Source organism: Bifidobacterium miconis, from assembly GCF_019331735.1.
In the GTDB taxonomy this organism is placed as follows: domain Bacteria; phylum Actinomycetota; class Actinomycetes; order Actinomycetales; family Bifidobacteriaceae; genus Bifidobacterium; species Bifidobacterium miconis.
Genome location: NZ_JAHBBH010000013.1, coordinates 1 through 26,371, shown reverse-complemented (window position 1 = coordinate 26,371; position 26,371 = coordinate 1). Strand labels below are relative to the sequence as shown.

20 protein-coding genes are annotated in these 26,371 nt (G+C 65.8%); 12 read left to right on the top strand and 8 right to left on the bottom strand.

Annotated elements, in window-relative coordinates; genetic code table 11:
• Nucleotides 1-97 precede the first annotated feature (97 nt).
• The 5 genes from KIH79_RS05945 to thiM all read right to left on the bottom strand — a co-directional run bounded on the left by KIH79_RS05945 (nt 98) and on the right by thiM (nt 6,804).
• A complete protein-coding gene (locus tag KIH79_RS05945; protein ID WP_219058571.1) occupies nt 98-1,489 on the bottom strand; it encodes an MFS transporter in 1,392 nt (463 codons plus the stop codon).
• A gap of 254 nt (nt 1,490-1,743) precedes the next feature.
• A complete protein-coding gene (locus tag KIH79_RS05940) occupies nt 1,744-2,112 on the bottom strand; it encodes a thiamine-binding protein (RefSeq protein ID WP_033495168.1) in 369 nt (122 codons plus the stop codon).
• A gap of 139 nt (nt 2,113-2,251) precedes the next feature.
• Nucleotides 2,252-3,112, bottom strand: coding sequence for a bifunctional hydroxymethylpyrimidine kinase/phosphomethylpyrimidine kinase (thiD, locus tag KIH79_RS05935; RefSeq protein WP_219058570.1), 861 nt, complete (start codon nt 3,110-3,112; stop codon nt 2,252-2,254).
• Between the two features lie 84 nt (nt 3,113-3,196).
• Nucleotides 3,197-5,821, bottom strand: a complete 2,625-nt coding sequence (gene thiC / locus KIH79_RS05930; protein WP_420829360.1) for a phosphomethylpyrimidine synthase ThiC — start codon at nt 5,819-5,821, stop codon at nt 3,197-3,199.
• 86 nt (nt 5,822-5,907) lie between these two features.
• A complete protein-coding gene (thiM, locus tag KIH79_RS05925; protein ID WP_420829359.1) occupies nt 5,908-6,804 on the bottom strand; it encodes a hydroxyethylthiazole kinase in 897 nt (298 codons plus the stop codon).
• Between the two features lie 434 nt (nt 6,805-7,238).
• Between thiM and KIH79_RS05920 the strand changes: the two genes are divergently transcribed.
• The 9 genes from KIH79_RS05920 (at nt 7,239) to KIH79_RS05880 (ending at nt 17,616) form a co-directional block, all read left to right on the top strand.
• Entirely contained in the window at nt 7,239-9,074 is a 1,836-nt protein-coding gene (locus tag KIH79_RS05920; protein ID WP_219058568.1) for a DUF4091 domain-containing protein, read from the top strand.
• Nucleotides 9,075-9,240: 166 nt separating this feature from the next.
• Nucleotides 9,241-10,716 (top strand): glycine--tRNA ligase, encoded by a 1,476-nt coding sequence (locus KIH79_RS05915; RefSeq protein WP_219058567.1) that lies wholly within the window; start codon nt 9,241-9,243, stop codon nt 10,714-10,716.
• A gap of 192 nt (nt 10,717-10,908) precedes the next feature.
• Nucleotides 10,909-12,162: a tRNA dihydrouridine synthase DusB gene (dusB, locus tag KIH79_RS05910; protein ID WP_219058566.1), complete on the top strand. Its 1,254-nt coding sequence runs from the start codon at nt 10,909-10,911 to the stop codon at nt 12,160-12,162.
• Nucleotides 12,163-12,278: 116 nt separating this feature from the next.
• Entirely contained in the window at nt 12,279-13,658 is a 1,380-nt protein-coding gene (ftsZ, locus tag KIH79_RS05905; protein WP_219058565.1) for a cell division protein FtsZ, read from the top strand.
• A 26-nt stretch (nt 13,659-13,684) separates the two neighbouring features.
• Nucleotides 13,685-14,176, top strand: coding sequence for a cell division protein SepF (locus KIH79_RS05900; RefSeq protein WP_219058564.1), 492 nt, complete (start codon nt 13,685-13,687; stop codon nt 14,174-14,176).
• A 130-nt stretch (nt 14,177-14,306) separates the two neighbouring features.
• Nucleotides 14,307-14,588: a YggT family protein gene (locus KIH79_RS05895; RefSeq protein WP_219058563.1), complete on the top strand. Its 282-nt coding sequence runs from the start codon at nt 14,307-14,309 to the stop codon at nt 14,586-14,588.
• A 168-nt stretch (nt 14,589-14,756) separates the two neighbouring features.
• The gene (locus tag KIH79_RS05890; RefSeq protein ID WP_219058562.1) at nt 14,757-16,085 is read left to right on the top strand and encodes a DivIVA domain-containing protein; all 1,329 of its coding nucleotides are present in this window, start codon (nt 14,757-14,759) and stop codon (nt 16,083-16,085) included.
• A gap of 20 nt (nt 16,086-16,105) precedes the next feature.
• Nucleotides 16,106-16,684 (top strand): signal peptidase II, encoded by a 579-nt coding sequence (locus KIH79_RS05885; protein WP_219058561.1) that lies wholly within the window; start codon nt 16,106-16,108, stop codon nt 16,682-16,684.
• Complete coding sequence (locus KIH79_RS05880) at nt 16,681-17,616, top strand: RluA family pseudouridine synthase (protein ID WP_219058560.1); 936 nt, start codon at nt 16,681-16,683, stop codon at nt 17,614-17,616. The genes KIH79_RS05885 and KIH79_RS05880 overlap by 4 nt, the downstream gene beginning before the upstream one ends.
• 96 nt (nt 17,617-17,712) lie before the next feature.
• Here KIH79_RS05880 and KIH79_RS05875 read toward each other — a convergent pair whose 3' ends face one another.
• Nucleotides 17,713-18,213 carry a hypothetical protein gene (locus KIH79_RS05875; RefSeq protein WP_219058559.1) on the bottom strand — a complete coding sequence of 167 codons (501 nt, stop codon included), beginning with the start codon at nt 18,211-18,213 and terminating at the stop codon, nt 17,713-17,715.
• 218 nt (nt 18,214-18,431) lie between these two features.
• Here KIH79_RS05875 and dnaE point away from each other — a divergent pair, with 218 nt between their 5' ends.
• On the top strand, nt 18,432-22,019 hold the full coding sequence (gene dnaE / locus KIH79_RS05870; protein ID WP_219058558.1) for a DNA polymerase III subunit alpha: 3,588 nt from the start codon (nt 18,432-18,434) through the stop codon (nt 22,017-22,019).
• Between the two features lie 186 nt (nt 22,020-22,205).
• Nucleotides 22,206-23,117 (top strand): aldo/keto reductase, encoded by a 912-nt coding sequence (locus KIH79_RS05865; RefSeq protein ID WP_420829358.1) that lies wholly within the window; start codon nt 22,206-22,208, stop codon nt 23,115-23,117.
• Nucleotides 23,118-23,241: 124 nt separating this feature from the next.
• Here the strand turns inward: KIH79_RS05865 and KIH79_RS05860 are convergent, their stop codons facing one another.
• Both KIH79_RS05860 and KIH79_RS05855 read right to left on the bottom strand, forming a co-directional pair.
• Nucleotides 23,242-24,585, bottom strand: coding sequence for a metal-dependent hydrolase family protein (locus KIH79_RS05860; protein ID WP_219058557.1), 1,344 nt, complete (start codon nt 24,583-24,585; stop codon nt 23,242-23,244).
• 135 nt (nt 24,586-24,720) lie between these two features.
• Nucleotides 24,721-25,026: a YhbY family RNA-binding protein gene (locus KIH79_RS05855; protein WP_219058556.1), complete on the bottom strand. Its 306-nt coding sequence runs from the start codon at nt 25,024-25,026 to the stop codon at nt 24,721-24,723.
• A gap of 328 nt (nt 25,027-25,354) precedes the next feature.
• Between KIH79_RS05855 and KIH79_RS05850 the strand changes: the two genes are divergently transcribed.
• Nucleotides 25,355-26,371, top strand: a 1,017-nt coding sequence (locus KIH79_RS05850; RefSeq protein WP_219058555.1) for an oleate hydratase, incomplete at its 3' end; no start/stop codon positions are given.

Below are 26,371 nucleotides of genomic sequence, written 5' to 3'. Positions count from 1 at the left end.
CAGCGTGTATAACCCAAGGTTTGCCCCACCACCAGTGGCAGAAAGGGCTCGCTGACGCACCCGTCAGCGAGCCCTTTCTGCCACGAGGAACCGGCGATCAGCCGACGGAGCGCTGCGAGGTCTCCGCGCCGAAGAAGCCGACGATGAGCATCGAGAAGATCGCGATCACGCTGATCGACACGAAGATCGACGTCGCGCCGAGCGCGGTGAGCATCCAGCCCACCACCATAGGCATCAGCACGTTGAGCAGCTTGGCGATCGCGTTTGCAAGGCCCACGCAGCGGAAGCGGACCTTGGTGGCGAACAGTTCAGGTGCATACACGGCCACGACCGATGCCATGAGCGTGTAGAGGCACATCATGAGCAGGAAGCCGACGATGATCGCGCCGGCGGTCGAAGTCTGGAACGCGTACGCCATGCCGAACACGCCGGTGAACAGGAACGCGGGCACGATCGTGCGCTTGCGGCCGATGCGGTCGATGAGCAGCGAGCCGATCAGGCAGCCGACCGGGGCGCCGAGCATCATGAGCGTGGACGTGGTCAGCGACGAGGACAGGTTGATGCCGCGCTTGACGAGGATCGTCGGCACCCACGAGGTGAACGCGTACGAGCACACGTTGGTCGCGCCCACGGCCACGATCGCCACGAGCAGGCAGATGCCCAGCGAACGGCCGCCCGCGTTGCGGCTCTGCGCGGCCGCGTCGGCGGCGGTGGCCGCGGCGTTGGCGGCGGCCGGTTCGGAACCGTTGGCCTCCATTTCCTTCACGATCTTGTCCGCTTCGTCATAGCGGCCGTGCACGGCGAGCCAACGCGGGGATTCGGGGATGTCGCGGCGCAGCCACCAGATCACGGCGGCCACCACGCCGATGCCGACGAACAGCGGGCGCCAGGTGAAATGCGGGATGATGGCCGCGCACAGCAGCATGGCGATCGGCACGCCGCAGTTGGCGACGAGCGAGACGATCGCGCACCAGTGGCCGCGGCGGTTCATCGGGGCGAACTCGTTGACCATGGCGAATCCGGTCACGATCTCGGCGCCAAGGCCGAGGCCCGCGCCCAAGCGGCACAGGGAGAGCACGGCCATGTTCGGGGCGAACGCGCCGAGGAACGTGAAGCCGCCGAACAGCAGCAGGTTGATCTGGTAGGCGACGCGGCGGCCCTTGAGATCGCCGACGAAGCCGGCCAGCAGGGAGCCGATGAGCAGGCCGAGGAAGCCGGCCGACATGAACGTCGAATTCTGCTTGACGGTGGACCAGCCGGTGGCCAGCGCGCTGGACGCGACGGCGGAACCGATGTACACGTCAATGCTGTCCATGAGCATGCCGGCCGCGACGAGCGCGACGATGCGATGGAACATCGGGGTTTCGTGGGCGCGGTCCACGCGCGAGATGATGTCTTGGATGTGCGCCTGATCGGCGGCGCCGGTCTCGCCGGCCTGAGCGCTTGCGGCGGCGGCCGTGGCGGGGATCTGCTGGGAAGCAGCAGTCATGATTGCAAACCTCTTATATGTCGACTCTTGGCTGCGACTGCGCTCCCATTGTGTGGTCGCGCGACGTTGCCTTGAATCCGTTCGCCGGCCATTGTGTGGCTGGGAAAACCTGACAGATACCTTAGGTTTGTCTCTTGGAAATATGTGATGGCGGTCACATAGTGGACGTCTGGAGAGTGTGCTGGTGTGTGCCGGCGTGTGCCGGTTCCCGGGATTGTTGCTGCGAATCCCGGGAACCCAAAAACCGGCAGACGTCACTTATCGCCCAGAATCTTGTCGACCAGCGCCGGCTTCTCGGTCAGCTGGCCCGTGAAACCAGGGCGGATGTCCATGTGCAGCACGAGGCTCGTGCGGTAGCCCTGCATGGCAAGCTTCTTGGCCGCGTCCCCGGCCACCTTCAGCACATCATCCAGATCGCCCTCCACGTCGGTGAACAGCGCGTTGGTCTCCTGCGGCAGTCCCGACTCGCGGATCACCGCAATGGCCTGCGCCACGTACGGCGACACCTCGGAACCGGTGCCGTGCGCCGACACCTGGATCGCGGCCACCGTGTTGAGATACGGCTTGCCGGTCTCCGGGTCGATCGGGACTTCCTGCTTGACTGCGTTGCGGTCGAATGTCATGTGGTTCACTCCTTGTATATATGCCTTAACGCCACGGTCCTGCAATTATGGACGCGCTTCGGGCGCGACTGATGTCTGCCTTCGCTCAGCTTTCGCCTCGCTCAGGGCTCGCCTACGTGAAGCCCACTGGGCTTCACGCTTAACGCCACGCCCACGCGTGGTCCATCGGGCCGGAGCCGTGGCCCAGATCGAGCTGGGCGTTGAGCGCGCCGGTCAGATAGTCCTTCGCGTGGCGGATCGCCTGTTCCAGCGTATCGCCTTTTGCCAGATTCGACGCGATTGCCGACGAGAGCGTGCAGCCGGTGCCGTGTGTGTTCGGATTGTCCACGCGCACGCCGTCGATCCACGTGACCGTGCCGTCCGGCTCGGCCAAGAGGTCGTTCGCGTCGGCCACGCCGTGACCGCCCTTGACGAGCGCCGCGCAGCCGAAATGGCCGGCGATCGCGCGTCCGGCCGACTCCATCGCGGCCTCGTCGGCGATGGTGGCCGACTGTTCCGCGGTTTCGGCCCACTTGTCGGTGTCCAGCGTCGCGTCGCGGTGCGCGAGCAGTTCGAGCAGCACTTCCGTTTCGGGAATGTTCGGCGTGATGACCGTGGCCAACGGGAACAGCCGCGTGGTGAGCGCGGCGATCGCGTCGTCGTCGATGAGCTTCGCACCGGACGTGGCGACCATGACCGGGTCGAGCACGACGTTGGTCGCGTGATGCGCCTCAAGCCGGTCGGCGATCGCGTTGATGAGGTCGGCGGAGGAGACCATGCCGATTTTGATGGCCTGCGGCGGAATGTCCGCGTACACGGCGTCGATCTGCGCGGCGACCATGTCGGGCGTGATGTTCTGCACGCCGGTCACGCCGAGCGTGTTCTGCGCGGTGATCGCGGTGATCGCGCTCATGCCGAACACGCCGTTGGCGAGCATGGTCTTGAGATCGGCCTGCGCGCCCGCGCCGCCCGACGAATCCGAACCGGAGATCGCCAGCACGGGGATGAGGGTTGTGGTCATGTGAGGTTCCTTTCCTACGACGTGCGGCGGCCGCGTCGTCGTGGACCGCGGCCGCCGCACACGCGTTGTGCCTTACGCTACTCGCTATTCGGCGGTGGTGTAGAGCTTGCCGCCCTGCGCCTTGAACTTTTCGCTCATTTCGGCCATGCCGCGAGCCACGTTCTCGGCGGATTCGGCGACGATACGCTCCTGCAACGCCTCGCCACCGAACTGCTTGCGAATGTTCTGCGAAATGGCCATCGAGCAGAACTTCGGTCCGCACATCGAGCAGAAGTGCGCCATCTTCGCCGGTTCGGCCGGCAACGTGTCGTCGTGGAACGCGATCGCCGTGTCCGGATCGTAGCTCAGGTTGAACTGGTCGAGCCAGCGGAACTCGAAGCGGGCCTTCGAGATCGCGTCGTCACGGTCCTGCGCGTGCGGGTGGTGCTTGGCGATGTCGGCCGCATGGCAGGCGATCTTGTACGCGATCACGCCCTGCTTGACGTCGTCCTTGTTCGGCAGGCCGAGGTGCTCCTTCGGCGTCACGTAGCACAGCATGGCCGTGCCGTAACGGGCGATCTCCACGCCGCCGATCGCGGACGTGATGTGGTCGTAGCCCGGCGCGGTGTCGGTTGTGAGCGGTCCGAGCGTGTAGAACGGCGCGTCGTTGCAGATCGCCTTCTCCATCTCGATGTTCATGCGCACCGTGTCGAACGGGATGTGGCCCGGGCCCTCGATCATCACCTGCACGTCCTTCGCCCATGCGCGCTTGGTGAGCTCGCCCAGCGTCATGAGCTCGGCCAGCTGCGCCGGATCGTTCGCATCCGCCAAGCACCCGGGACGCAGACCGTCGCCCAGCGAGAACGCGACGTCGTACTTGGCGAAGATGTCGCACAGCTCGTCGAAGTGCGTGTACAGGAAGCTTTCCTGATGATGCTGCAGGCACCATTCGGCCATGATCGAACCGCCACGCGAGACGATGCCGGTCACGCGGTTCGCGGTCAGCGGTACGAAGCGCAGCAGCACGCCCGCGTGGATGGTCATGTAGTCGACGCCCTGCTCGCACTGTTCGATCACGGTGTCGCGGAACAGCTCCCAGCTGAGCTTCGACGCGTCGTCCTCGACCTTCTCCAGCGCCTGGTACATCGGCACGGTGCCGATCGGCACGGGGGAGTTGCGCAGGATCCACTCGCGCGTGGTGTGGATGTCGTTGCCGGTGGACAGGTCCATGACGGTGTCCGCGCCCCACTTGGTGGCCCAGGTCAGCTTCTCGACCTCCTCGTCGATGGACGAGGTGACGGCCGAGTTGCCCATGTTCGCGTTGAGTTTGGTGAGGAAGGCGGTTCCGATGATCATCGGCTCGGCCTCAGGGTGGTTGATGTTGCACGGCATGACCGCGCGGCCCGCGGCGAGTTCGGAACGCACCAGCTCGACGCTGCAGTTCTCGCGCTCGGCCACGTACTTCATCTCCGGGGTGATGATGCCGTGGCGCGCGTACCACATCTGCGTGATCGGGTGGTCCTTGGCCTTGAGCGGGTTGTGCTTGCGGCCGCGCCACTCCTTGGTGGCCTTGCCGCGCTTGATGGCGCGCTTGCCGTCGTCGGCGAGGTTGCGCTCGCGGCCCTCGTACTCCACCACGTCGCCGCGGTCGAGGATCCAGTCGAGACGCAGGGGCTTCAAGCCTTCCTTCGGGTCGCACTTGGGGCCTTCGGTGTTGTAGTCGTGGAACGGCGGGTTCGGGCCGACGCCGGGCGTGTCGGACAGCTTGATCTCGGTGTACGGCACCTCGAGATCATAGGAGCCGAACTGGTTCTCGAAATGCACCGGCTTGGTTTTGCGGATATGCGCCTTGTCGCGCTGCTTGGAGCCGCGGGCGGCGATGTCGACGCGCTGTTGCTTGGCGAGCTTCTGCGCCTCCTTGGCCTCCTTCGCGTTGGTGAACTTCGGCTCGGCGGCCGCGGCGGTGCCGGTGTTCGCATCATCGCCGGCGGTCGGCGCGACGATCGTGCGCTTGGCGTAGCCGTGCTTCGTCTCGCCGCGCACGGCCTTCCACGCGTCGGTCATCGCGTGCGTCGCGGCCTGCGGATCGTCCGCGCCGGCGATCGCCGAAACGGCGAACCAGCCGGCGGCCTTCGTGCGCGCAAGCATGTCCATGTCGGCGAGCGTCACGCCGCCGCCGACCACGACCGGGAAGTCGCAGGCCGAGCAGATCGTGTTGATCTGATCCGCGTCGAGCGTCTTGCCCGAGCCGTCGTTGCCGCCGACCGACGCCTCCGGCTTGGTCGTGGAAACGTGCAGCGGGCCGGCGCCGATGTAGTCGATGCAGCCGTCGGGCAGTTCGTTGATGAGCTTGACGAGCGCCTCGGTTTCGGCCGACAGACCGACGATCGCGTCGTCGCCGAGCAGCGCACGGGCCTCGCGCGGCTCCATGTCGGTCTGGCCGATGTGCACGCCGTCGACCTTGATGCCCTTGTTGCGGCACTGCCAGACGACGTCCACGCGGTCGTCGATCACGAACGCGACCGTGTCGGACTTGTCGTTGTCCTCGATGATCTGCGCGATGTCCTGCGCAAGCGATGTGATCTCCTTGGCGTCGGCGTCCTTGGCGCGCAGCTGGATGAACGTGGCGCCGCCGCGCAGCGCCTCCTCGATCACGTCGGTGACCGGTCGGCCGTGTGTGTCCTGCGGGCCGACGACGAAATACGCGGACAGGTCGAACGAGTCGCGCATCGATGCGAATGGATAGTTATCCATGATGATTCCTCTGTTCTCTATGTATAAAAGGAATTGGTAAGGTACTGAGATTTGTTTGCGATTTACCGGATGGGAGAATCGGCGATCTGCTCGGGCGTGAGGTTCCACAGCGCGTCAAGCAGATGCACCTGGAACGAACCCGGGCCGTGCGACTGCGCTTCGGCGATCTCGCCCGCGCGGTTGTACAGCAGCGTCGCGGCCAGCGCGGCCACGAGCGGTTCGGCGACGGCCAGATACGTCGCGGTCACGCCGCCCAACGAGCAGCCGGCGCCGGTGATCTTCGCCATCATCGCGCTGCCGCCCGGCAGACGGTAGACCCGCTCTCCGTCAGTCACCAGATCAACCGCGCCGGACACGGCCACAGCGGCCTGCCCGTTCGGCGCGAACTTCGCGAGGAACGCGGCCAGCGTCTTCGCTGCGTCGGCGGCCGCATCCACCTCGTCCACCGACTCCACGCCGGCGGGGCGGCTCGCCTCGTCGGGGGAGATCAGCCCCCACATGGTGGCCAGCGCGATGATCTCGGACGCGTTGCCGCGCACGATCGTCGGGGGAGCGGCACGGAACGCGCGCAGGATTTCGGTGCGCGTCTTGCCGATGCCGGCCGCCACCGGGTCGAGCACCCACTTGTGCCCGGTCTTGCGGAACGCGCGGGCGATCTGCGGCAGCGCGTCCTTGTAGAACGGCAGCAGCGTGCCGACGTTGATGTAGTCCGCGCCGGAGATCGACGCGGTGTCGATCACGTCGTCCGGCAGGAAGCTCATCGCCGCCGTGCCGCCGGCCGCAAGCTGCGCGTTCGCGACGAGGTTGATCGTCACGAAATTGGTGAACGACTGCGCCAGCGGGGTCCGCGCCTTCACGTCGCGCACCGCCTGCGCGATACGCTCGCGCAGTGCGGTCAGATCGGCTGAGCCGACGTTGTTGCTGTCATTGCTGTTGTCTGCATCATTGCAACAGTGCATATGCGAATCATCGCTCATATCGCTGCTCCCTACGATGGTCTCAACCAACAGGTTCCAAGGGTCAGGCTCACGCCACTCTCAACCCGGCCGTTGATTACCGGGTTCCCCTGCATTACGTTTTTGACGCTATGCCGTTACATGGACATTGTCGTAACGAAATCGCACAGAAACGGCGAATCGGCCCGGTTTTGGTCTGGCGCGTCGCGGATCGGCGTGGTATGAACCGATGATTTCCCTGACGACGGACGGCTCCCGGACCATTGCCCGGCTCGATTCCCGGGCGGTGGTTCCGCGCCGCGATGGATAGGATCGCGGCCATGATTGCGATACCATCCCGATGCTACGATGAAGACGTTCATACACGATGGGCGACGAACGACGATGGCGTCATACGGCCGGCGCAGGGACGCCCGGCACGGGAAAGGAACACGCACATGCCCGCTTTCGACATCAGGATCGTAGGCTCGTTGGAAAAGGTCTTTCTACGGACGTTCGCAGACGACGCCGTTGCCGTGACACCGGACGATATGCCGCCGATCCGCGAGCTCGAAGGACTCGGCGGCGAGACGGTGTCGTTTCAGATCGCATACCGTTATATAGGTGCCGACGTGCGCAAGGACGTGCCGGACGGGGCGGCGAATCCGTCCAATCCCGCGATGCGCGTGACAGTATCCGGCCCGCTTGCCGGACGCGCGCGCATCCGTCGCGTCGAGAACGTGCCGGTCACCTTCCCCGCCTACCAGCAGGTCGACGACGCCTATATCTCCACAGAGCCCGGCCTGTACCCCGATCTGCTGCGCGATGTCGAACCTTGCGTGAACGCCGCGGCCGCCGCTGCGGGCCCGGCCGTCGAGGTCATTGCGATGCCGGGGCAGTGGCGCTCGCTGTGGGTGGACGTCGAACTGCCGTCGGTGGATGAACCGCCGACGGCAGACGCGCAAGCCGCCGTTCCCGCGGCGTCGCCGGTCCGTACGCTTCCGCTGCGCATCGACGTCGCCGACGCGCGAGGCAATGTCGTCGAATCGCAAACCCTTGACGTGCGCGTTATCGCCCGCGACCTGCCCGAACAGGGTCTGGTTTTCACCGAATGGCTCTATGCCGACTGCCTGGCCGATTATTATGGCGTTCCCGTATTCTCCGAAGAGCATTGGCGCATTCTCGAACGCTTCGTGCGCACGGCGGTCCGTCGCGGAGTGACGATGATCCTTACTCCGCTGTTCACTCCGCCGCTGGACACGGTGCCGGGCGGTGAGCGTACGACCACGCAGCTGATCGGCGTGACGAGATTGCCCGGCGGCAACGGCGGCAAAGGCAACGAAGGCGACGAACCGGTTTGGGGCTTCGACTTCACGCTGTTTGACCGCTGGGTGGCGACGTGCCGGCGTTGCGGCGTGAAGCAGTTCGAGATGAGCCACCTATTCACGCAGTGGGGCGCCGCGCACCCGCCGAAGATCGTCGCGAACGTTGACGGCGAAATTCGCCGCGTATTCGGCTGGGAACACTCCGCCACCGACGAGCGCGACGGCTACCCGGCGTTCCTGCGCGCGTTCCTGCCGAAGCTGGACGAGCATCTGCACGCGCTCGGCATCGCGCAGGACACCTATTTTCACATCTCCGACGAGCCTCGCGCCGAGCATCTCGACAGCTACCTCGCCGCAAAACGCCTGGTGGCGCCGCTGCTCGAAGGGTATCCGATCATCGACGCCCTCAGCGACATCGCCTATTGGAGGCAAGGCGTGTGCGAGCGGCCGGTACCCTGCGAGGACACGGTCGACGACTTCATCGACGCGAACGTGCCCGACCTGTGGACGTATTACTGCTGCGCGCAGAACATCGACGTGCCGAATCGCTTCATGTCGATGCCCTCGTACCGCAACCGAATCCTTGGTTTCCTGCTGTTCAAATACGATATGGCCGGCTTCCTGCACTGGGGATACAACTTCTACAACACCGCGAATTCGACGCGTGCGATCGACCCCTATCAGGAGACCGGCGCCGGCGACGCGTTCCCCGCGGGCGACTCGTTCGCCGTATATCCGGGCCGTGACGGCGAGCCGGAGGAGTCGATTCGCCTGATGGTGATGCAGGAGGCGTTGGATGATCTGCGCGCCTGCCGCCTGCTCGAATCGATGATCGGGCATCAGGCGGTGGTCGACCTGCTGGAACAGGGGCTTGAACGGCCGCTTGCCTTCCGCGACTGGCCGCATGGCATGCGGTGGCTGCTCGAGGCGCGCCGCCGAGTGAACGAGGCGATCGCGGCGTCGCTGTAGACGGATCGCAGACAAATGACGGGCGATTGCCGTCAGGCTCCGGTTGGGAAGCGGAAGGCCGCGGCCTGCGTGACGCCGGTTTGTTCGTGGCCGGGCGTGTCAGACTGTGCCTATAGACTCGGGAACGTTAACTAGTCCCCAAACCGTTCAAACCAGAAGGTGCATTGTGGCTGTATCCAAACTCGATGAAGTCGTGTCCCTCGCGAAGCGTCGCGGGTTCGTGTTCCCCGCCGGAGAAATCTACGGCGGCACCCGCTCCGCGTGGGATTACGGTCCGCTCGGCGTCGCGCTGAAGGACAACATCAAGCGCGAATGGTGGCGTTCCATGGTCGTCACCCGCGGCGACGTGGTGGGCGTGGATACGTCCATCATCCTGCCGACCCCGGTGTGGGTCGCCTCCGGCCACGTTGCCGTGTTCAACGACCCGCTGGTCGAGTGCCTCAACTGCCACAAGCGCAACCGCGCCGACAAGCTGCAGGAGTCCTATGCCGAGAAGCACGGCGACAAGCTGCCGGAGAACGGCATGGCCGACATCGTCTGCCCCGACTGCGGCACCCGCGGCAAGTGGACCGAGCCGCGCGACTTCAACATGATGCTGCGCACGCACCTTGGGCCCGTCGAGGACGAGAACAGCCTGCACTATCTGCGCCCGGAGACCGCGCAGGGCATCTTCGTGGACTTCAAGAACGTGATGACCTCGTCGCGTTCCAAGCCGCCGTTCGGCATCGCCAACATGGGCAAGTCGTTCCGCAACGAGATCACGCCGGGCAACTTCATCTTCCGCACCCGCGAGTTCGAGCAGATGGAGATGGAGTTCTTCGTCGAGCCGGGCACCGACGAGGACTGGCACCAGTACTGGATCGACGCGCGCACCCAGTGGTACCTCGACCTCGGCGTCAAGCCGGAGAACCTGCGCCACTACGAGCATCCGAAGGACAAGCTCGCCCACTACTCGAAGCGCACCGTCGACATCGAATACAAGTTCGGCTTCCAGGGCTCCGACTGGGGCGAGCTCGAGGGCGTCGCGAACCGCACCGACTTCGACCTGTCCGCGCACGCGAAGCACTCCGGCGAGGATCTGAGCTACTTCAACCAGGCCACCGGCGAGAAGTACGTGCCGTACGTCATCGAGCCGGCCGCCGGCCTGACCCGCTCGCTCATGTGCTTCCTCGTGGACGCGTACGACGTGGACGAGGCCCCGAACACCAAGGGCGGCGTCGACAAGCGCACCGTGCTGCGTCTCGACCCGCGTCTGGCCCCGATCAAGGCCGCCGTGCTGCCGCTGAGCAAGAAGCCCGAGCTGCAGACCGTCGCGCAGAACCTCGCGTCCGACCTGCGCCAGCACGAGTGGATGATCGACTACGACGAGGCCGGTGCGATCGGCCGCCGCTACCGTCGCGAGGACGAGATCGGCACTCCGCTGTGCATCACCGTCGACTTCGACACGCTCGACGATCAGGCCGTGACGATCCGTGACCGCGACACCATGAACCAGGAGCGCGTCTCGCTCGACCACGTCGCCGAGTACGTCGACTCCCGCATCGGCGAGAAGCGCACGCATGTGCCGCAGAAGCCGGTGTCCATGGGCGGCGACCCGTGGCCGGATTCCGTGAAGATCAACGAGGCCGGCGGCCTGTACTGACCGTTCGGCAGACGGCGCACGGCGGGCTCCGCGTTGCGGAAGCCTCCGCCGCGAATGGCTTGAGTGCTTGAGGGGAGCAAGGGCGACGAACCTTCTGCTCCCCTCAGTCATGCCTTGTATGACCTCTTTGTATGAGACCTCTCCCTGCAGGCGGAGAGCCGAACGTAGGGAACACGTAGGGGAAGACTGTTCGTGACGAAAACCAATGATGACGAAACCGTGATCAGCGCACGGCACGAGACCGACAATCTCGACCCGCGCACGGACGCTCCGGCGCCCGGCGCGTCGGCCGAACCGGTGACGATCGCGCCGGTGCAGCTCGGCCCGATCACCGTGCCCACGCCGGTCGTGCTCTCGCCGATGGCCGGCGTGACCAACTGGCCGTTCCGCGTGATCTGCGAGGAATACGGTCCGGACGGCCTGTACGTGGCCGAAATGATCACCGCCCGCGCGCTCGTGGCCCGCAATCCGAAGGCGCTGCGCCTGTGCCGGTTCGCGCCGAGCGAGAAGATCCGCTCGCTGCAGCTGTACGGCGTCAACCCGGCCATCGTCGAACAGGCCGCGCACATCGTCGTCGACGAGCACATGGCCGACCACGTCGATCTCAACTTCGGCTGTCCGGTGCCCAAGGTGACCCGTCGCGGCGGCGGCTCGGCGCTGCCGTGGAAAACCGACCTGTTCCGCGAGATCATCCAGCGCGTCGTGCGCGTGTGCGGCGAGTCGAACATCCCCGTCACCGCGAAGATCCGCGTCGGCATCGACCATGAGCACGAGACGTTCATGGAAGCCGGCCGCATCGCGCAGGAGGAAGGCTGCGCGGCGGTGACGCTGCATGCGCGCACGACCGCCGAATACTACGGCGGCCACTCCGACTGGAGCCGCATCGGCGAGCTCACGGAGGCGCTCGACATTCCCGTGTTCGGCAACGGCGACATCTGGGGCGCGGACGACGCGCTCGCAATGGTGCGCGAGACCGGCTGCGCGGGCGTCGCGATCGGTCGCGGCTGCCAGGGACGCCCGTGGCTGTTCGCCGACATCAAGCATGCGTTCGCGGGGGATCCGACGCGCGTCAACCCGACGCTCGGCGACGTGTGCCGCGTGATCGAACGCCATGCCGAGCTGTTGGTCGAATTCTATGACGGCGACGAGCGCATGGCCGTGCACGACCTGCGCAAGCACGTCGCGTGGTATCTCAAGGGCTTCCCCGTGGGCGGATCGACGCGCAAGGCCTTTATGGAATGTGAAAGTCTTGAGGATGTTCGCCGCGAGATCGGCAAACTCGACCCGGCGATGACTTTCCCGGAGCGGGTCAAGGACAAGCCCCGGGGCCGTGTGCGCTTCGCCAAAAAAGTGCATCTGCCCTACGGTTGGCTGGATTCGCGTGAAACAACGCACGAGCAGCGTGAAACGCTGTTCGGCGACGATCCGATGGACGCCAGCTACTAGGCGGAGGAAAAAGCTTGGGCCCGGCGCGAAACGCCGGGGCAAACCGTGGAACATGCCCTGAAATATCAGGGGTTCTGCGATAGAGTTATGCGTAACCGTGTGAGTGACAGGAGACAATGGTGAGCGAAATCGCCCAGACTGAGCAGTTCAACGACAAAACCAACATCAAGGTCGTTGGCGTCGGCGGCGCAGGCGGCAACGCCGTCAACCGCATGATCGCCGAAGGACTGCAGAACGTTGAGTTCGTCGCGGTGAACACCGACGCAAAGGATTTGCTGCGTTCGGACGCCGACGTGAAGATTTCCCTTTCCGACAACACCAGCCGTGGCCTCGGCGCGGGCGCCGACCCGGAGAAGGGCGCAAAGGCCGCGCAGGACCACCAGTCCGACATCGAGGAGGCGCTCAAGGGCGCCGACATGGTGTTCGTGACCTGCGGCGAGGGCGGCGGCACCGGCACCGGCGCCAGCCCGATCGTCGCCAAGGCGGCCCACCAGCAGGGCGCGCTCACCATCGCCGTCGTCACGCGTCCGTTCTCTTTTGAAGGACCGCAGCGCTCCTCGTCCGCCGCGCTCGGCATCGAGAACCTGCGCAAGGAAGTCGACGCGCTCATCGTCATTCCGAACGACCGTCTGCTCGAACTGTCCGACCGCACCATCGGCATCGTCGACGCGTTCAAGACCGCCGACACCGCGCTGCTTGCGGGCGTGCAGGGCATCACCGACCTGATCACGATGCAGTCCTACATCCACGTCGACTTCTCCGACGTCACCGCCATCCTGCGCGGCGCCGGCACCGCGTTGTTCGGCATCGGTTCGGCGCGGGGGGAGGATCGCGCCACCCAGGCCGCCGAGATCGCCATCAGCTCGCCGCTGCTCGAGGAAAGCATCGAGGGCGCGCACGGCGCGCTGGTCAACATCGCCGGCCCGACCGACCTCGGCCTGCAGGAGGCGGCGTCCGCCGTCGAGCTCGTGCGCAAGGCCATCCACCCCGAAGCGCAGATCATCTGGGGTCTCGCGCTCAACGACGCCTACGGCGACGAAGTGCGCGTCACCGTCATCGCCGCCGGCTTCGACCCGAAGTCCAAAGCCCCGGTGGCCGAGGAACCGGCCAAGTCCAAGGGCCCGACCATCCTGACCTCGCCGAACCCGTCCGTCAAGCCGGCCCAGCAGCACTCCGCCCCGGCGGCGTCCCGCCCGTTCTTCGCTGCGCAGCCGGCACAGCAGCCCGCTGCGCAGCAGACGCCGACCCAGCCGTCGAATCCGCAGCCGGTGCAGACCGCGCCCGTCCAGCAGCCGATTTCGCAGCCGACGCCGATCATCCCGTCGGTGCAGCCGGTCCAGCCGGTGCAGCAGCCCGTCCAGCAGCAGCCGCAGCAGGCCCAGCCGTTCCAGTACGTGCCGCAGCAGGCCCAGCCGCGCTACGACGACACGTACGAGCATCAGATCGTCTCCCCGAACGATCCGGGCGATCTCGACATCCCGGACTTCCTGCGCTGAGCCGGCACTGACCGAAAGGAACTGTCATGGCAGGGTTTATGAAGAACGCCATGTCCTATCTGGGCATGACCGACGTGGCCGACGACGAGGACCAGTACGACGACGAGCCGGACACCGACTCTTCGTCCTTCGACTCCGACCATTCCGTGACGCCGATGGGCTCGGCCCCGGCCTCCACGCCCGCTCCGGTCAGCACGCCGTCCACGTCGACGCGTGAATCGAATCCGTTCCAGAGCCGCGTCAGCCGCATCACCACCATCCATCCGAAGACCTACGACGACGCCCAGCTCGTCGGCCGTGCGCTGCGCGACGGCGTGCCGGTGGTGCTCAACCTGACCGGCGTGGCCGAACCGATCGCCTACCGCATCGTGGACTTCTCCGCCGGCGTCGTCTTCGGCGTGCGCGGCTCCATCGAACGCGTCACCCCGCGCGTGTTCCTGCTCAGCCCGGCGCAGGTCAACATCAAGGTCGAGGAACCGCAGGCGCCGAGCGCGGCGCACGACCTGTTCGCCGACTGACCGCGATACATACGCGCATACGCGCATCGATGGCGGTTTCGTCGCACGTCGTCGACGATCGGCGTTCGGCCCGTGGCGCACATTCGGCATTTGCACGGCATGCCCCCAGTCCTGTTGATAGGCTGGGGGCATGCTGTTTCTTATTCTCGCGCGCATCGTCGATTGGCTCATCGGCACGTACATCACCATTCTGTTCATCCGCATGATCCTCGACTGGGCCGCCATGCTCGCCCCCCGCTGGTATCCGACCGGCGTGGTCGCCTCGCTGATCGGCGTGGTCTACCAGCTCACCGAACCGCCGCTGCGCTGGCTGCGCCGCTACATCAGGCCGATCCCGATGGGCCCCATCTCCTTCGACGTGAGCTTCATCGTGCTGTATTTCGCGCTCGTCGTGCTGCAGGTGCTCATCTGAACCGCATTCCGTCCGTCGCCCCATGCGGCGTCGCCTCGTCCCGTGGCGCCGCGCTCCGAGTGTCCGCCAAACCTCGCAAAACGCGCGTATTGACACGGGGTCCGTGCTAGCATCATGTCTTGATACCAACACAGCGAGGCATTGCCCCAAAGCGAGGTGTAGAGATTTATGGCTTTGTTGACTCCGAAGGACATCAGGGAGCATACCTTCCAGACGGTTCGATTCAAGGAAGGCTATGACGTCGACGAGGTCGACGACTTTCTTGATCAGGTGACCGAGACCGTCGAGGCGCTCGGCAAGCAGGCTGTCGCCGCGGGCGCCGCGACCCAGTCGCTCGGCCCGGACGTGACCAACCTGAACAAGAAGATCTCCGAGCTGACCGCACAGGTGCAGCAGCTCCAGGACGAGAACGCGAAGCTGAAGTCGGCCGCCGGCAACGCCGCGGGCCAGAGCGAGCAGAACGCCAAGGTCGCCGAATCCAAGCTCGCCGAAGCCGAGGAGAGCAACCACGCCCTCGCCGCCCAGAACGAGCAGCTCAAGGGTCAGGTCGACCAGCTCAACAAGCAGATCGACCAGCTCACCGCGCAGGCCGCCAAGGCGTCCGACAACGACGCGCTGGCCGACCAGCTCACCGCCATCCAGCGCGAGCGCGACACGTTCCGCGCCAACAGCGAGGACCTGTCCCGTCAGCTGGCCTCCGCCCAGCAGCAGGTCGTGCAGGCCCAGCAGGCCGCGGCCCAGGTCAAGGAGCTCACCCGCCAGCTCGAGGAGTCCAAGCAGCGCGAAAACCAGCTGCGCGAGCAGGTCTCCAAGGTCGAGCCGAGCACCGAAACCGGCAGCCTGCAGAAGATCGCCGGCGCCGCCGCGTCCGCCAGCTCCGAGCCGGAGCGCGCCACCGCCATGCTCGCCCTCGCCATGCAGCTGCACGACCAGTACGTCGACAAGGGCAAGGCGCAGGCCAAGCAGATCACCGAGGCCAGCCAGAACAAGTACAACGAGCTGGTCACCAAGGCCAACGACTACTCCACCCGCACCCGTTCCGAGGCCGACGAATACGGCAAGCGCGTGCATCAGGACGCCGACGCGTACTCCGAGCGCGTGCGCGGCGACGCCGACGGCTATTCCGTCAAGACCCGTCAGGACGCCGACACCTACCTGACCAACAAGCATCAGGAGGCCGACGCCTACGAGGCCGAGGTCCAGCGCCGCGCCGCCGAGCACGAGCAGAAGGTCCACGCCGCCGCCGACGAGTACGACAAGAAGACCCGCACGGCCGCCGAGGAGTACGACAAGAACACCCGCAACACGGCCGACAGCTACGCCCAGCAGGTGCGCGACACGCTCACCGAGCAGACCAAGGTCATCGAGGGCAACATCCAGGGTCTCAAGCAGTTCGAGAGCGCCTACCGCGCCCGTCTGACCGAGTTCCTGTCCGGCCTGATCGGCCAGGTGTCCGACACGAACAACTACAGCAAGATCGAGCGCTCCGGCGAGTGATCTGAGGCGGATAATCGATTATGACTATTCGACAGGGACGGCCGCGCGCCCGCGTGGCCGTCTTTGCATGTGTGGCGGCCGTGGCGCTGGTGCTTGACCAGCTGACCAAGCTGTGGGCGCAGTCCGCGCTGGCCGACGGCCGCACGGTTCCGGTCATTCCGCGACTGCTGTCGCTCACGCTCGTGCACAATCCCGGCGCGTCGCTCGGATTCGGCTCGTCGATGACGTGGGTGATCTCGCTGCTCGCCGTCGTGGCATGCGTCGCGATCGTCGTGCTGGCGGCGCGGACCGTGTCGATGCGGTGGAACGCCGTGCTCGCCCTTGCGTTCGCGGGCGCGCTCGGCAACCTCATCGACCGTGTCGCGTACGCGGACGGATTCCTGAACGGCAAGGTCGTCGACTTTCTCAACTACGGCTGGTCGGTCGGCAACGTCGCCGACATCTGGCTGATGGTCGCCGGCATCGGCATCGTCGCGCTGATCGTGACCGGAGAGCCGTTCTCGAAGGCCGATCTGGCGCGTCTCGACGAGATGCGGGCCGGTTCCGATACGCGACAGGACGGGGGGAAGGACGCGTCGAAAGGCGGAGACACGCTATGAGCCGTCTCGTACCCGCCCCCGACGCTCTGGTCGGCAAGCGCTTTGACGTGGCCGTCGCCAAAATGCTCGGCATTTCGCGAGCCAAGGCCGCCGACGTGATCGAAACCGGACAGGCCCGCGTGCTCGGCCGCGACATCGCCAAGTCCGGCGCGCTGATGTCCGGCGACACGGTCGAGTTCGACTTGGTCGAAGAGCAGGCCGAACCCGAACCGATCGCCACGGACATGGCCATCGTGTACGAGGACGACGACGTGGTCGTCGTCGACAAGCCCGTCGGCGTCGCCGCGCACGCGTCCGTCGGCTGGACCGGACCGACCGTGCTCGGCAGCCTGCTCGACCGCGGCGTGTCGATCACGTCGTACGGCGCGCCCGGCCGTCAGGGCATCGTCTCCCGGCTCGACGTGGGCACGTCCGGACTCATGCTCGTCTGCAAGTCCGATCTCGCGTACGTGGAGATGCGCCGGCAGTTCGCCGAACACGAGGTGCGCAAAACCTACCACGCGCTTGTGCAGGGCAGCCTCAAGGAGGACAAGGCCACCATCGAGGCGCCGATCGGCCGCGCGAAGGTGTCCGACTTCCGCTTCTGCGTCACGCCGTCCGGCAAGCCCGCCGTCACGCACTGGGACGTGATGGAGCGTTTCGGGGGAGAGGCCACGCTCGTGTCCGTGAACCTCGAAACCGGGCGCACCCACCAGATCCGCGTGCATTTCTCCTCCATAGGGCACCCGCTCGTCGGCGACCCGATGTACGGGGCGAATCCGGTGCTCTCCTCTGAGCTCGGATTGGAACGCCAGTGGCTGCATGCCATGAAGCTCGAATTCCGCCACCCGCGCACCCGCGTGTGGACCACGGTCACGTCGCGGTATCCCGCCGATCTGGCCCATGCGCTCGAGGCCATCCGCGAGAGGCATGCGCTCCGGGACGCGAGCTGACAGCATGAGCGTCCTGCCGCGTCGGAGGACGGCGGAACGCCGTCGTGCCCGTACCGCTACGACGCGAGGAGACCGGCCGGCCGGAACATACCGTTGCTAGGCACATGGCCGGCCTCGCCGTACGGCGCGTTCGTCGGGCGGGGCCGCCGTTCCGGACGAGTCCGGCATTGGGGGCGGATCCGCCATCGGGGGCGGCGAACCAGCCGCCGCCATGATCCCTGCCGCCGTTGCCGCCGTCTCCGCCTCGTCGGAGGAGACGGCCGGTCCGCATGGGCGTTGCGCGGCCTTACGGGCTTCCCGGTGCCCCTGAATACCGGCGGCGACGGACAGCACCGCGCCGACAAGCAGGGACGGTATGCAGCAGGCTCCGGCCGCGCATGCCACAAGCAGGATCAGCACGTCTTCCGGCCGGTATTCGCCCCGAGCAAGATACAGCATGCCGGCGAACGCGACCATGCCCAGCACCGCGCCCAGCACAAGGGAGGAAATCCCGATCGATCGCAGGATGCGCGCGCCGGATTCATCATCGTCGGGCCGCGGCCTCCTGCCGTCCGCCGAGTACGGCGGCGGAGGCCATGGCCGTCGGTTCGGGGGCATTGAGTCGTCTTCCTGCTGTGGCGGATAGGGCGAGGGCAACATCGTCGTTTCCTTTCTCGTGCGTCACGGGCCTCTCACGCTACGGGACCTCCGCCATGCCTGTCAATGCAAACCGGCCCCTGTGGTCGAATGGTCGGAGGTTATCCACAACGGGTTATCCACCGTGGTCGATGTTCGCCGCGGGGGAGCGGCCGTGGGGATGGGGTATGGTGGAACGCATGGCCGAAACGGGAACAAGCTTTGTACATCTGCACAATCACACGCACTATTCGCTGCTGGACGGCGCGTCGAAGATCCCGAATCTGGTGAGCCGGGTCAAGGAGCTCGGCATGCCGGCCGTCGGCATCACCGACCACGGCAACATGCACGGCGCGTACGAAATGTGGAGCACGGCCGTCAAGGCCGGCGTCAAGCCGATCATCGGCATCGAAGCCTACGTGACGCCGGAAACCGCGCGTCAGGACCCCACCCGAGTCAGCTGGGACACGAACTGGGACCCGAACCTCGACGAAAAGCACCGCCGGCGCAACCCCGACGACGTTTCCGGCGGCGGCGTGATCACCCACCTGACCATGTGGGCCGAAAACGACGAGGGTCTCGTCAACCTCATGAAGGCGAGCTCCGTGGCGAACCTCGAAGGCCGCGTCATGCGCTACCCGCGTATGGACAAGGAGGTACTCGCCACCTACTCCAAGGGCGTGATCGCCTCCTCCGGCTGCCCGTCGGGCATCATCCAGACCCGCCTGCGCCTCGGCCAGTTCGACGAGGCCCTGCGCGCCGCCGGCGAGCTGCAGGACATCTTCGGCCGCGACAACTTCTTCATCGAACTCATGGACCACGGCCTCAAGATCGAAACGCAGGTCACCAACGACCTGCTCACCATCGCGAAGAAGCTCAATGCGCCGCTGCTCGCCACGAACGACTCGCACTACGTGCACGAGGCCGACCGCGACGCGCAGGACGCGATGCTGTGCATCAACTCCGGCGACACGCTCGACAATCCCGACCGCTTCAAGTTCGACGGCTCCGGCTACTACATCAAGTCCGCCGAGGAGATGCGCGAACTGTTCAAGGACCTGCCCGAAGCGTGCGACAACACGCTCGAGATCGCCGAACGCTGCAACGTCATGTTTGACGACAACGAGGACGGCGCGTTCATGCCGCAGTTCGCCTGCCCCGAAGGCTGGGACGAGACGTCGCTGTTCCTCAAGAAGGTCGAGGAGGGCCTCGAGCAGCGCTACGACGGCAACCCGCCGATCGAAGTGCTCAAGCAGGCCGACTACGAATGCGGCGTGATCTGCCAGATGCAGTTCTGCGGCTACTTCCTCGTCGTCGCCGACTACATCAACTGGGCCAAGTCCCACGGCGTGATGGTCGGCCCCGGCCGAGGCTCCGCGGCAGGCGCGATGGTCGCCTACGCGATGGGCATCACCGAACTCGACCCGCTGAAGCACGGCCTGATCTTCGAACGCTTCCTCAACCCGGAACGCGTCTCCCTGCCGGATATCGACGTGGACTTCGACCCGGACGGCCGCGCGCGCGTGCTCGAATACGTGGCCGACAAGTACGGCCACGACAAGGTCGCCCAGTGCGTGATCTACGGCACGATCAAGACCAAGCAGGCGCTCAAGGACTCCGCGCGCATCATGGGCTACGACTTCTCCATGGGCGACACCGTCACCAAGGCGCTCCCCCCGGCCGAAACCGGCGGCAAGGACATCAGCCTGCACGACATCTTCGACCCGAACGCGAAACGCTACGCCGAGGCGCGCGAATACCGCGAACTGTATGACTCCAATCCGGACGTCAAGCGCATCACCGAGGAGGCCAAGGGCATCGAGGGCCTGATCCGCCAGACCGGCGTGCACGCGTGCGCCACGATCATGGGTTCCGAGCCGATCACCGACACGTCGCCGCTGCTCGAACGCGTCGACGGCACGGTGACGACCACGTTCGAATACCATACGTGCGAAACGCTGGGACTGGTCAAGATGGACTTCCTCGGCCTGTCCAACCTGACGATCATCCGCGACACGATACGCAACATCGAGCAGAACGGCAAGGGCAAAATCGACCACACGAAGATCCCGCTCGACGACAAGCCGACGTACGACCTGCTTTCGCGCGGCGACACGCTCGGCGTCTTCCAGCTCGATGGTGACGGCATGCGCGCGCTGCTGCGCACGCTCAAGCCGACCAACTTCAACGACATCTCCGCACTCATCGCCCTGTACCGACCGGGCCCGATGTCGATGGAATCGCACACCAACTACGCCAAGCGCAAGAACGGTTTGCAGAAGATCACGCCGATCCACCCCGAGCTCGACGAGCCGCTCAAGCAGGTGCTCGACGAGACGTACGGCCTGATCATCTACCAGGAGCAGGTGCAGTCCGCCGCGCGAATCCTCGCCGGTTACTCGCTCGGCAAGGCAGACGTGCTGCGACGCGCCATGGGCAAGAAGAAGCCCGAAGTGCTGGCCAAGGAGAAGGTGCCGTTCTTCGCCGGCATGAAGGAACACGGCTACTCCGAGGAGGCCGCCGAGGCGATCTGGGAGATTCTGGTCCCGTTCTCCGGCTACGCGTTCAACAAGGCGCATTCGGCCGCGTACGGCCTGATCTCGTACTGGACCGCGTACCTGAAGACCCACTATCCGGTCGAGTTCATGGCCGCCCTGCTGCAGGGCGCGTCGACCAACAAGGACAAGACCGCGCTCTACCTCGGCGAGGCGAGGCGCATGGGCATCCAGGTGCTGTCCCCGGACGTCAACGAGTCGGTGTTCGAATACTCGGCAGTCGGCGACGTTGTGCGCTTCGGCCTCGGCGCGATCCGCAACGTCGGCGAGGCTCCCGTCAAGGACATCATCGCCGAACGCAACGGCCCGCGCGGCAAGTACGTCAACTTCATGGACTTCGTGCGCCGCGTGCCGCTCACCGCGCTCAACCGGCGCATGATCGAATCGCTCATCAAGGCCGGCGCGTTCGACTCGATCGACCCGAACCGCCGTGCCCTGTTCACCATCCACGAGGCGGCCATCGACTCGGTCGTCGGTATCAAGCGTAAGCAGGCGGAAGGCCAGTTCGACCTGTTCTCCGACGACGAGGACGGCGGCATGGAGGCGATGGGCGACGCCGCCGTATCCGTGCCCGACATCGAGGAGTGGGACAAGAAGACCAAGCTCAACTTCGAACGCGAGATGCTCGGCCTGTACGTGTCCGACCACCCGCTGTCCGGCATGCAGGCCGTGCTGGCGGGTCTGCGCGAAATGTCCATCGCGCACCTGATCGACCGGGCCAAGACCATGGGCGACGGCCAGCAGGTCACCATCGCGGGCCTCATCACCGGCGTGGACCGGCGCGTGTCCAAGAAGGGCAACCCGTGGGCGATCGTCACCGTGGAGGACATGGAAAGCTCCATCCAGTGCATGTTCTTCGGCAAGGTGTACGAGGCGGCCATGGCCGATCTGGCCGTCGACCAGATTGTGCAGATCCGCGGCACGGCCGAGGTTCGCGACGAAACCGTGTCCATGCGCGCCACCGAAATGCAGGTGCCCACGCTCGAGGCGGCCGACGAGCGCCCGCTGCTCATCACCCTGCCGCAGATGGCGCTCGGCCGCGGCAACGTGAGCCGGCTCGCGCAGGTGCTGCACGCGCACCCCGGCACGTGCGAGGTGCGGCTCGCGGTGATGGACGACGACGGCAACGCGCAGGTGCTCACGTTCGGCGACCGGTTCCGCGTGCGGCGCGACACGGCGCTGTTCGCCGAGATCAAGATCCTGTTCGGCCCCAGCTGCCTGCCGGCCGCGTGACGTGGGATCGCCGCGCGGCAAGCCAAGACGTATCGTGACGGGCATCACACGGCCCGCCGCGATACGCCGCGCCATGCCCGGACGGAAGCGGTATAGCATGGAACCGCATGGCGAATCGGCCATCCAGTGAAGTCCCATGCCGATGACACGGCATGGACCGATGACACAGCACGGAAAGGCATGATGATGGGCGAACAGAGTGGTGAAACGAACACGTCGGGCGCGCAACTGCGCGCGCCGGAACTGACCCTGAACGACAAGGCGCATTCGGTGATCCCGCAGATCGGCTTCGGCACGTTCCAGATCCCTCCGGAGGACACGCAGCGCGCGGTCGAGGAGGCGCTCGAAATCGGCTACCGGCACATCGACACGGCGGCCGCCTACTACAACGAGGAGCAGGTCGGCGACGCGCTCAAGGCCACTGGCATGGCCGGCAAGGTGTGGGTCACCACCAAGTTGCGCAACTGCGACCAGGGCTACGATTCCGCAATGGTCGCGTTCGAGGAGTCGCGCCGCAAGCTCAAGGTCGACGTGGTCGACATGTACCTGATCCACTGGCCGTTCCCCGCCGCCGGCTTCTACAAGGAAACGTGGCGCGCGCTGCTCAAGCTGCGCGACGAAGGCGCGATCCGCGTGCCGGCCGTCAGCAACTTCCTGCCCGAGCATCTGCGCGGCGTCATCGACGACTCCGGCGAAACCCCGGCCGTCAACCAGATCGAGGCGCACCCGCGGTTCAGCCAGCCGGGCAATCTCGCGTTCTGCGCGTCGCACGGCATCGTCGCCGAAGCGTACAGCCCGCTCGGCCACGGCAGGGACATCGAATCCGAGCCGGTCGTCGCCGCGGCCAAGGCGCACGGCGTCACCCCGGCGCAGGTCGTGCTGCGCTGGCACACGCAGGAGGGCCGCATCGTCATTCCCAAGTCCAAGCACGTCGAACGCATGAAGGCGAACCTCGCCAGCGCCGGCTTCGACCTGACCCCGGCCGAACTCGCCGCCATCGACGCGCTCGACGACCCGCACGCGAACGTGAGCGCCGATCCGGCGACCTTCGCGCACTCGCAGTCGTGGGCCGACCAGCACGTGCGCGGCAACATCTGAGCCGGCACGGTCTCTGAACCGGCGTCGATCGCATCATCGCGATCGCATCATCGCACAAACGGCTGTATTCCGCGTTCGCGTTGCCGGACGCAGGATACAGCCGTTTGTCGTCTTGGCGAGAAGCCTATTCGTTGAACGCGCCGTCGAGCAGATCGTCGATGTCGTCGAAACGGCGCACCTTCGGATCGTCGATCACGTGCCCGGCCGTGACCACCATCGCCGGCTGCCGCAGCGCGCGCAGATCGAGCAGCGGATCGGTGTCGAGCACCAGCAGGTCCGCGGTCTTGCCGACCTCGATCGAACCGGTCACGCCGTCCACGCCCAGAATCTCGGCGTTCATGCGCGTGGCCGCGTGAATCGCCTCCGCGGCCGAGAATCCGGCGCGCTTGACCAGCAGGTCGAGTTCGCGCCACGTGTTGTACTGTGTGACGAACGTCATCGCCGTGTCCGTGCCGACGCCCACGCGAATGCCCTCCTCGTGCGCCTCGTCCGCGCCGGCGATCATGCCGGAGACCACGTTGCGCGAGTTCGACAGCTGGATGTCGGTGATGCCGGTGACCGACTGGTCGATTTCCGTGAGCGGCAGACCGGCCGACAGCGTCGGGATCAGCGCCGACCAGCCGCGCAGCGAATGCGGGTTGTGCCGGAACAGTTCGATCATCTCCGCGTCGAGCGCACTGCCGTGTTCGATCGTGTCCACGCCGGCAAGCAGCGCGCGTTTGACGCCTTCGGGGCTTTGCGCATGCGCGGCGACGATCACGCCGGCCTCGTGCGCCGTGTCGCAGATCGCGCGCATCTGGTCGACGCCCATTTGCGGACTGCCCGCCTCGCCGGCCCGCTGCGCGTCCGTGACGCCGCCGGTCGCCGCGATCTTGATCGCGTTCACGCCATGCTCGAGATTGAGCCGCGCATTGTTCGCCATGTCGTCCGGCGTGCTGCCGGTCAGCGCGATGAGCGGCGCGCCGTGGCCGTTTGGAATCGCCAGCAGCGGCCCGGAGGCGAGGATGCGCGGGCCGACGATCCTGCCCTCGCCGATCCGGTCGCGCAGGTCGACGGCCTCGTATTCGACGTCGCCGAGCGTGCGTATGGTCGTCACGCCGGAGTTGAGCAGCGTTGTCACGCTGGCCTTGGCCCGTGCCTTGAGATACGGCCGGCCGAACGGCGAGTGCATGATCGCCGCGGTGACGCGCTGTCCGCGCGGGGTCGCCATCTTCGGATTGAGCGGCTTGCCGTCGGAGAACAGGTGCGTGTGCGCGTTGATCAGGCCCGGCATGACGACCTTGTCGGTCGCGTCGATGATGCGGCGGCCGTCGCGTACCGGCGCCTGCGCGCTGGGGGCGACCTGCTCGATGCGCCCGTCCGCGCCGACGAGGATGGTCATGTCCTCGAGCGTGGTGCCGACCGCGTCCGCGGTGACGACGGTGGCGTGGGTGATGGCGAACGGTTCGCGCGGTGCGATGGCGACCATGTGCGATGCTTCCTTAGGTGTGCTTGCGGGGGCGTGCTGTGGTGATGCGGTGCGATGATGCGCGCGGACGAGGGCGATGCCGCCCGGCTGGATTGATTATCCGCGCCGGGCTGGTGTCATCGCGTGGATTGCGGATTATTCGCGCACGAGCTGGATGTGCTCGACATCGTCGCGCTTGGAGCGACGGAAGAGCACGAAGCGGTTGCCGATGACCTGCACCACTTCGGCGCCGATCTGCCCGGCGAGCTTGTCCGCGGCCTCCTTGGCGGTCAGGCCGGAGCCGTCCTGCACCGCGATCTTGAGCAGCTCGTGGCTGTCCAGCGTCTCGGACGCCTGCTTGACGGCCGCGTCGGTCAGATCGTTCTTGCCGATGTACAGCAGCGGCTTGAGCTGGTTCGCCATCGCGCGCAGCTGCTTGGTCTGCTTCTTGGTCAGTGCCATTGCGTTCCTTACTGGTCTGTGTTGTGTCGTACCACGCATGCGGGGCTCGCCCGCGACGGGCCGGCGGCGTGCATGCGAATGCCTCATACGAGCATACCGGCGCGGGCCGATGATGTGCGCCGCGCCATGATCCGCGCCATGATCCCGCTCCGTTGGTCGTGGCGGTTTTCGCTCGCTGAGACCCCTCCAGGCGAGCGTTTTCCTCCACGACTCTGGTGTTTCGACACAACACGGTCTAGTGTCTATAGCGGGAGCCGCATAAATGCGACATCATGTCTATCAAGACAAAGTTGACAGCATGTCAACTCCACCGTCAAGGAGGCGGAACATGTACTATTCCAACGGCAACTACGAGGCGTTCGCCCGTCCGAAGAAGCCCGCCGGCGTCGACGGCAAGTCGGCGTACATCATCGGCACCGGACTCGCGGCACTGTCCGCCGCGTGCTATCTCGTGCGTGACGCGCAGATGCCCGGCGAGCACATCCACATCTTCGAAAAGGACGCCGTGGCGGGCGGCGCGTGCGACGGCGCCGAAATCCCCGGCCTCGGCTACGTGATGCGCGGCGGTCGCGAAATGGACAACCACTTCGAGGTCATGTGGGATCTGTTCCGCTCCATCCCGTCCATCGAAACGCCCGGCGTCTCCGTGCTCGACGAGTACTACTGGCTCAACAAGGAGGATCCGAACTACTCGTTGTGCCGCGCCACCAAGGACCTCGGCAAGGACGCCGAAACGAACGGCAAGTTCGGGCTCTCCGACAAGGCGTCGATGGAGATCATGAAGCTGTTCTTCACGCCCGACGAAGACCTGTACGACAAGCCGATCACCGACTTCTTCGACGACGAGGTGCTGAACTCCAACTTCTGGATGTACTGGCGCACCATGTTCGCCTTCGAAAACTGGCATTCCGCGCTCGAAATGAAGCTGTACATCAAGCGCTACATCCACCACATCGGGGGGCTCCCGGACTTCTCCGCGCTGCGCTTCACCCGCTACAACCAGTACGAGTCCATGATCCTGCCCATGGTCAAGTACCTCGAATCGCACGGCGTGCAGTTCCACTACAACACCAAGGTCGACAACGTCGAATTCGCGATCGGCGGGGGAGACGGCCCCAAGCACGAGCGCACCGGCGTCGGCCAGGACACGATCCTCAAGATCCAGGCCACGTCCGGCGTGTTCAAGCGCAACCCGTACAGCACCGACACCAAGAAAATCGCCGTGCGCATCGACATCGACCATGAAGGCGACAAGTCCTCGATCGACCTGACGCCCGACGACTACGTGTTCATCACCAACGGCGGCTGCGTCGAAAACTCCACCATGGGCTCGCAGCATGCGCCC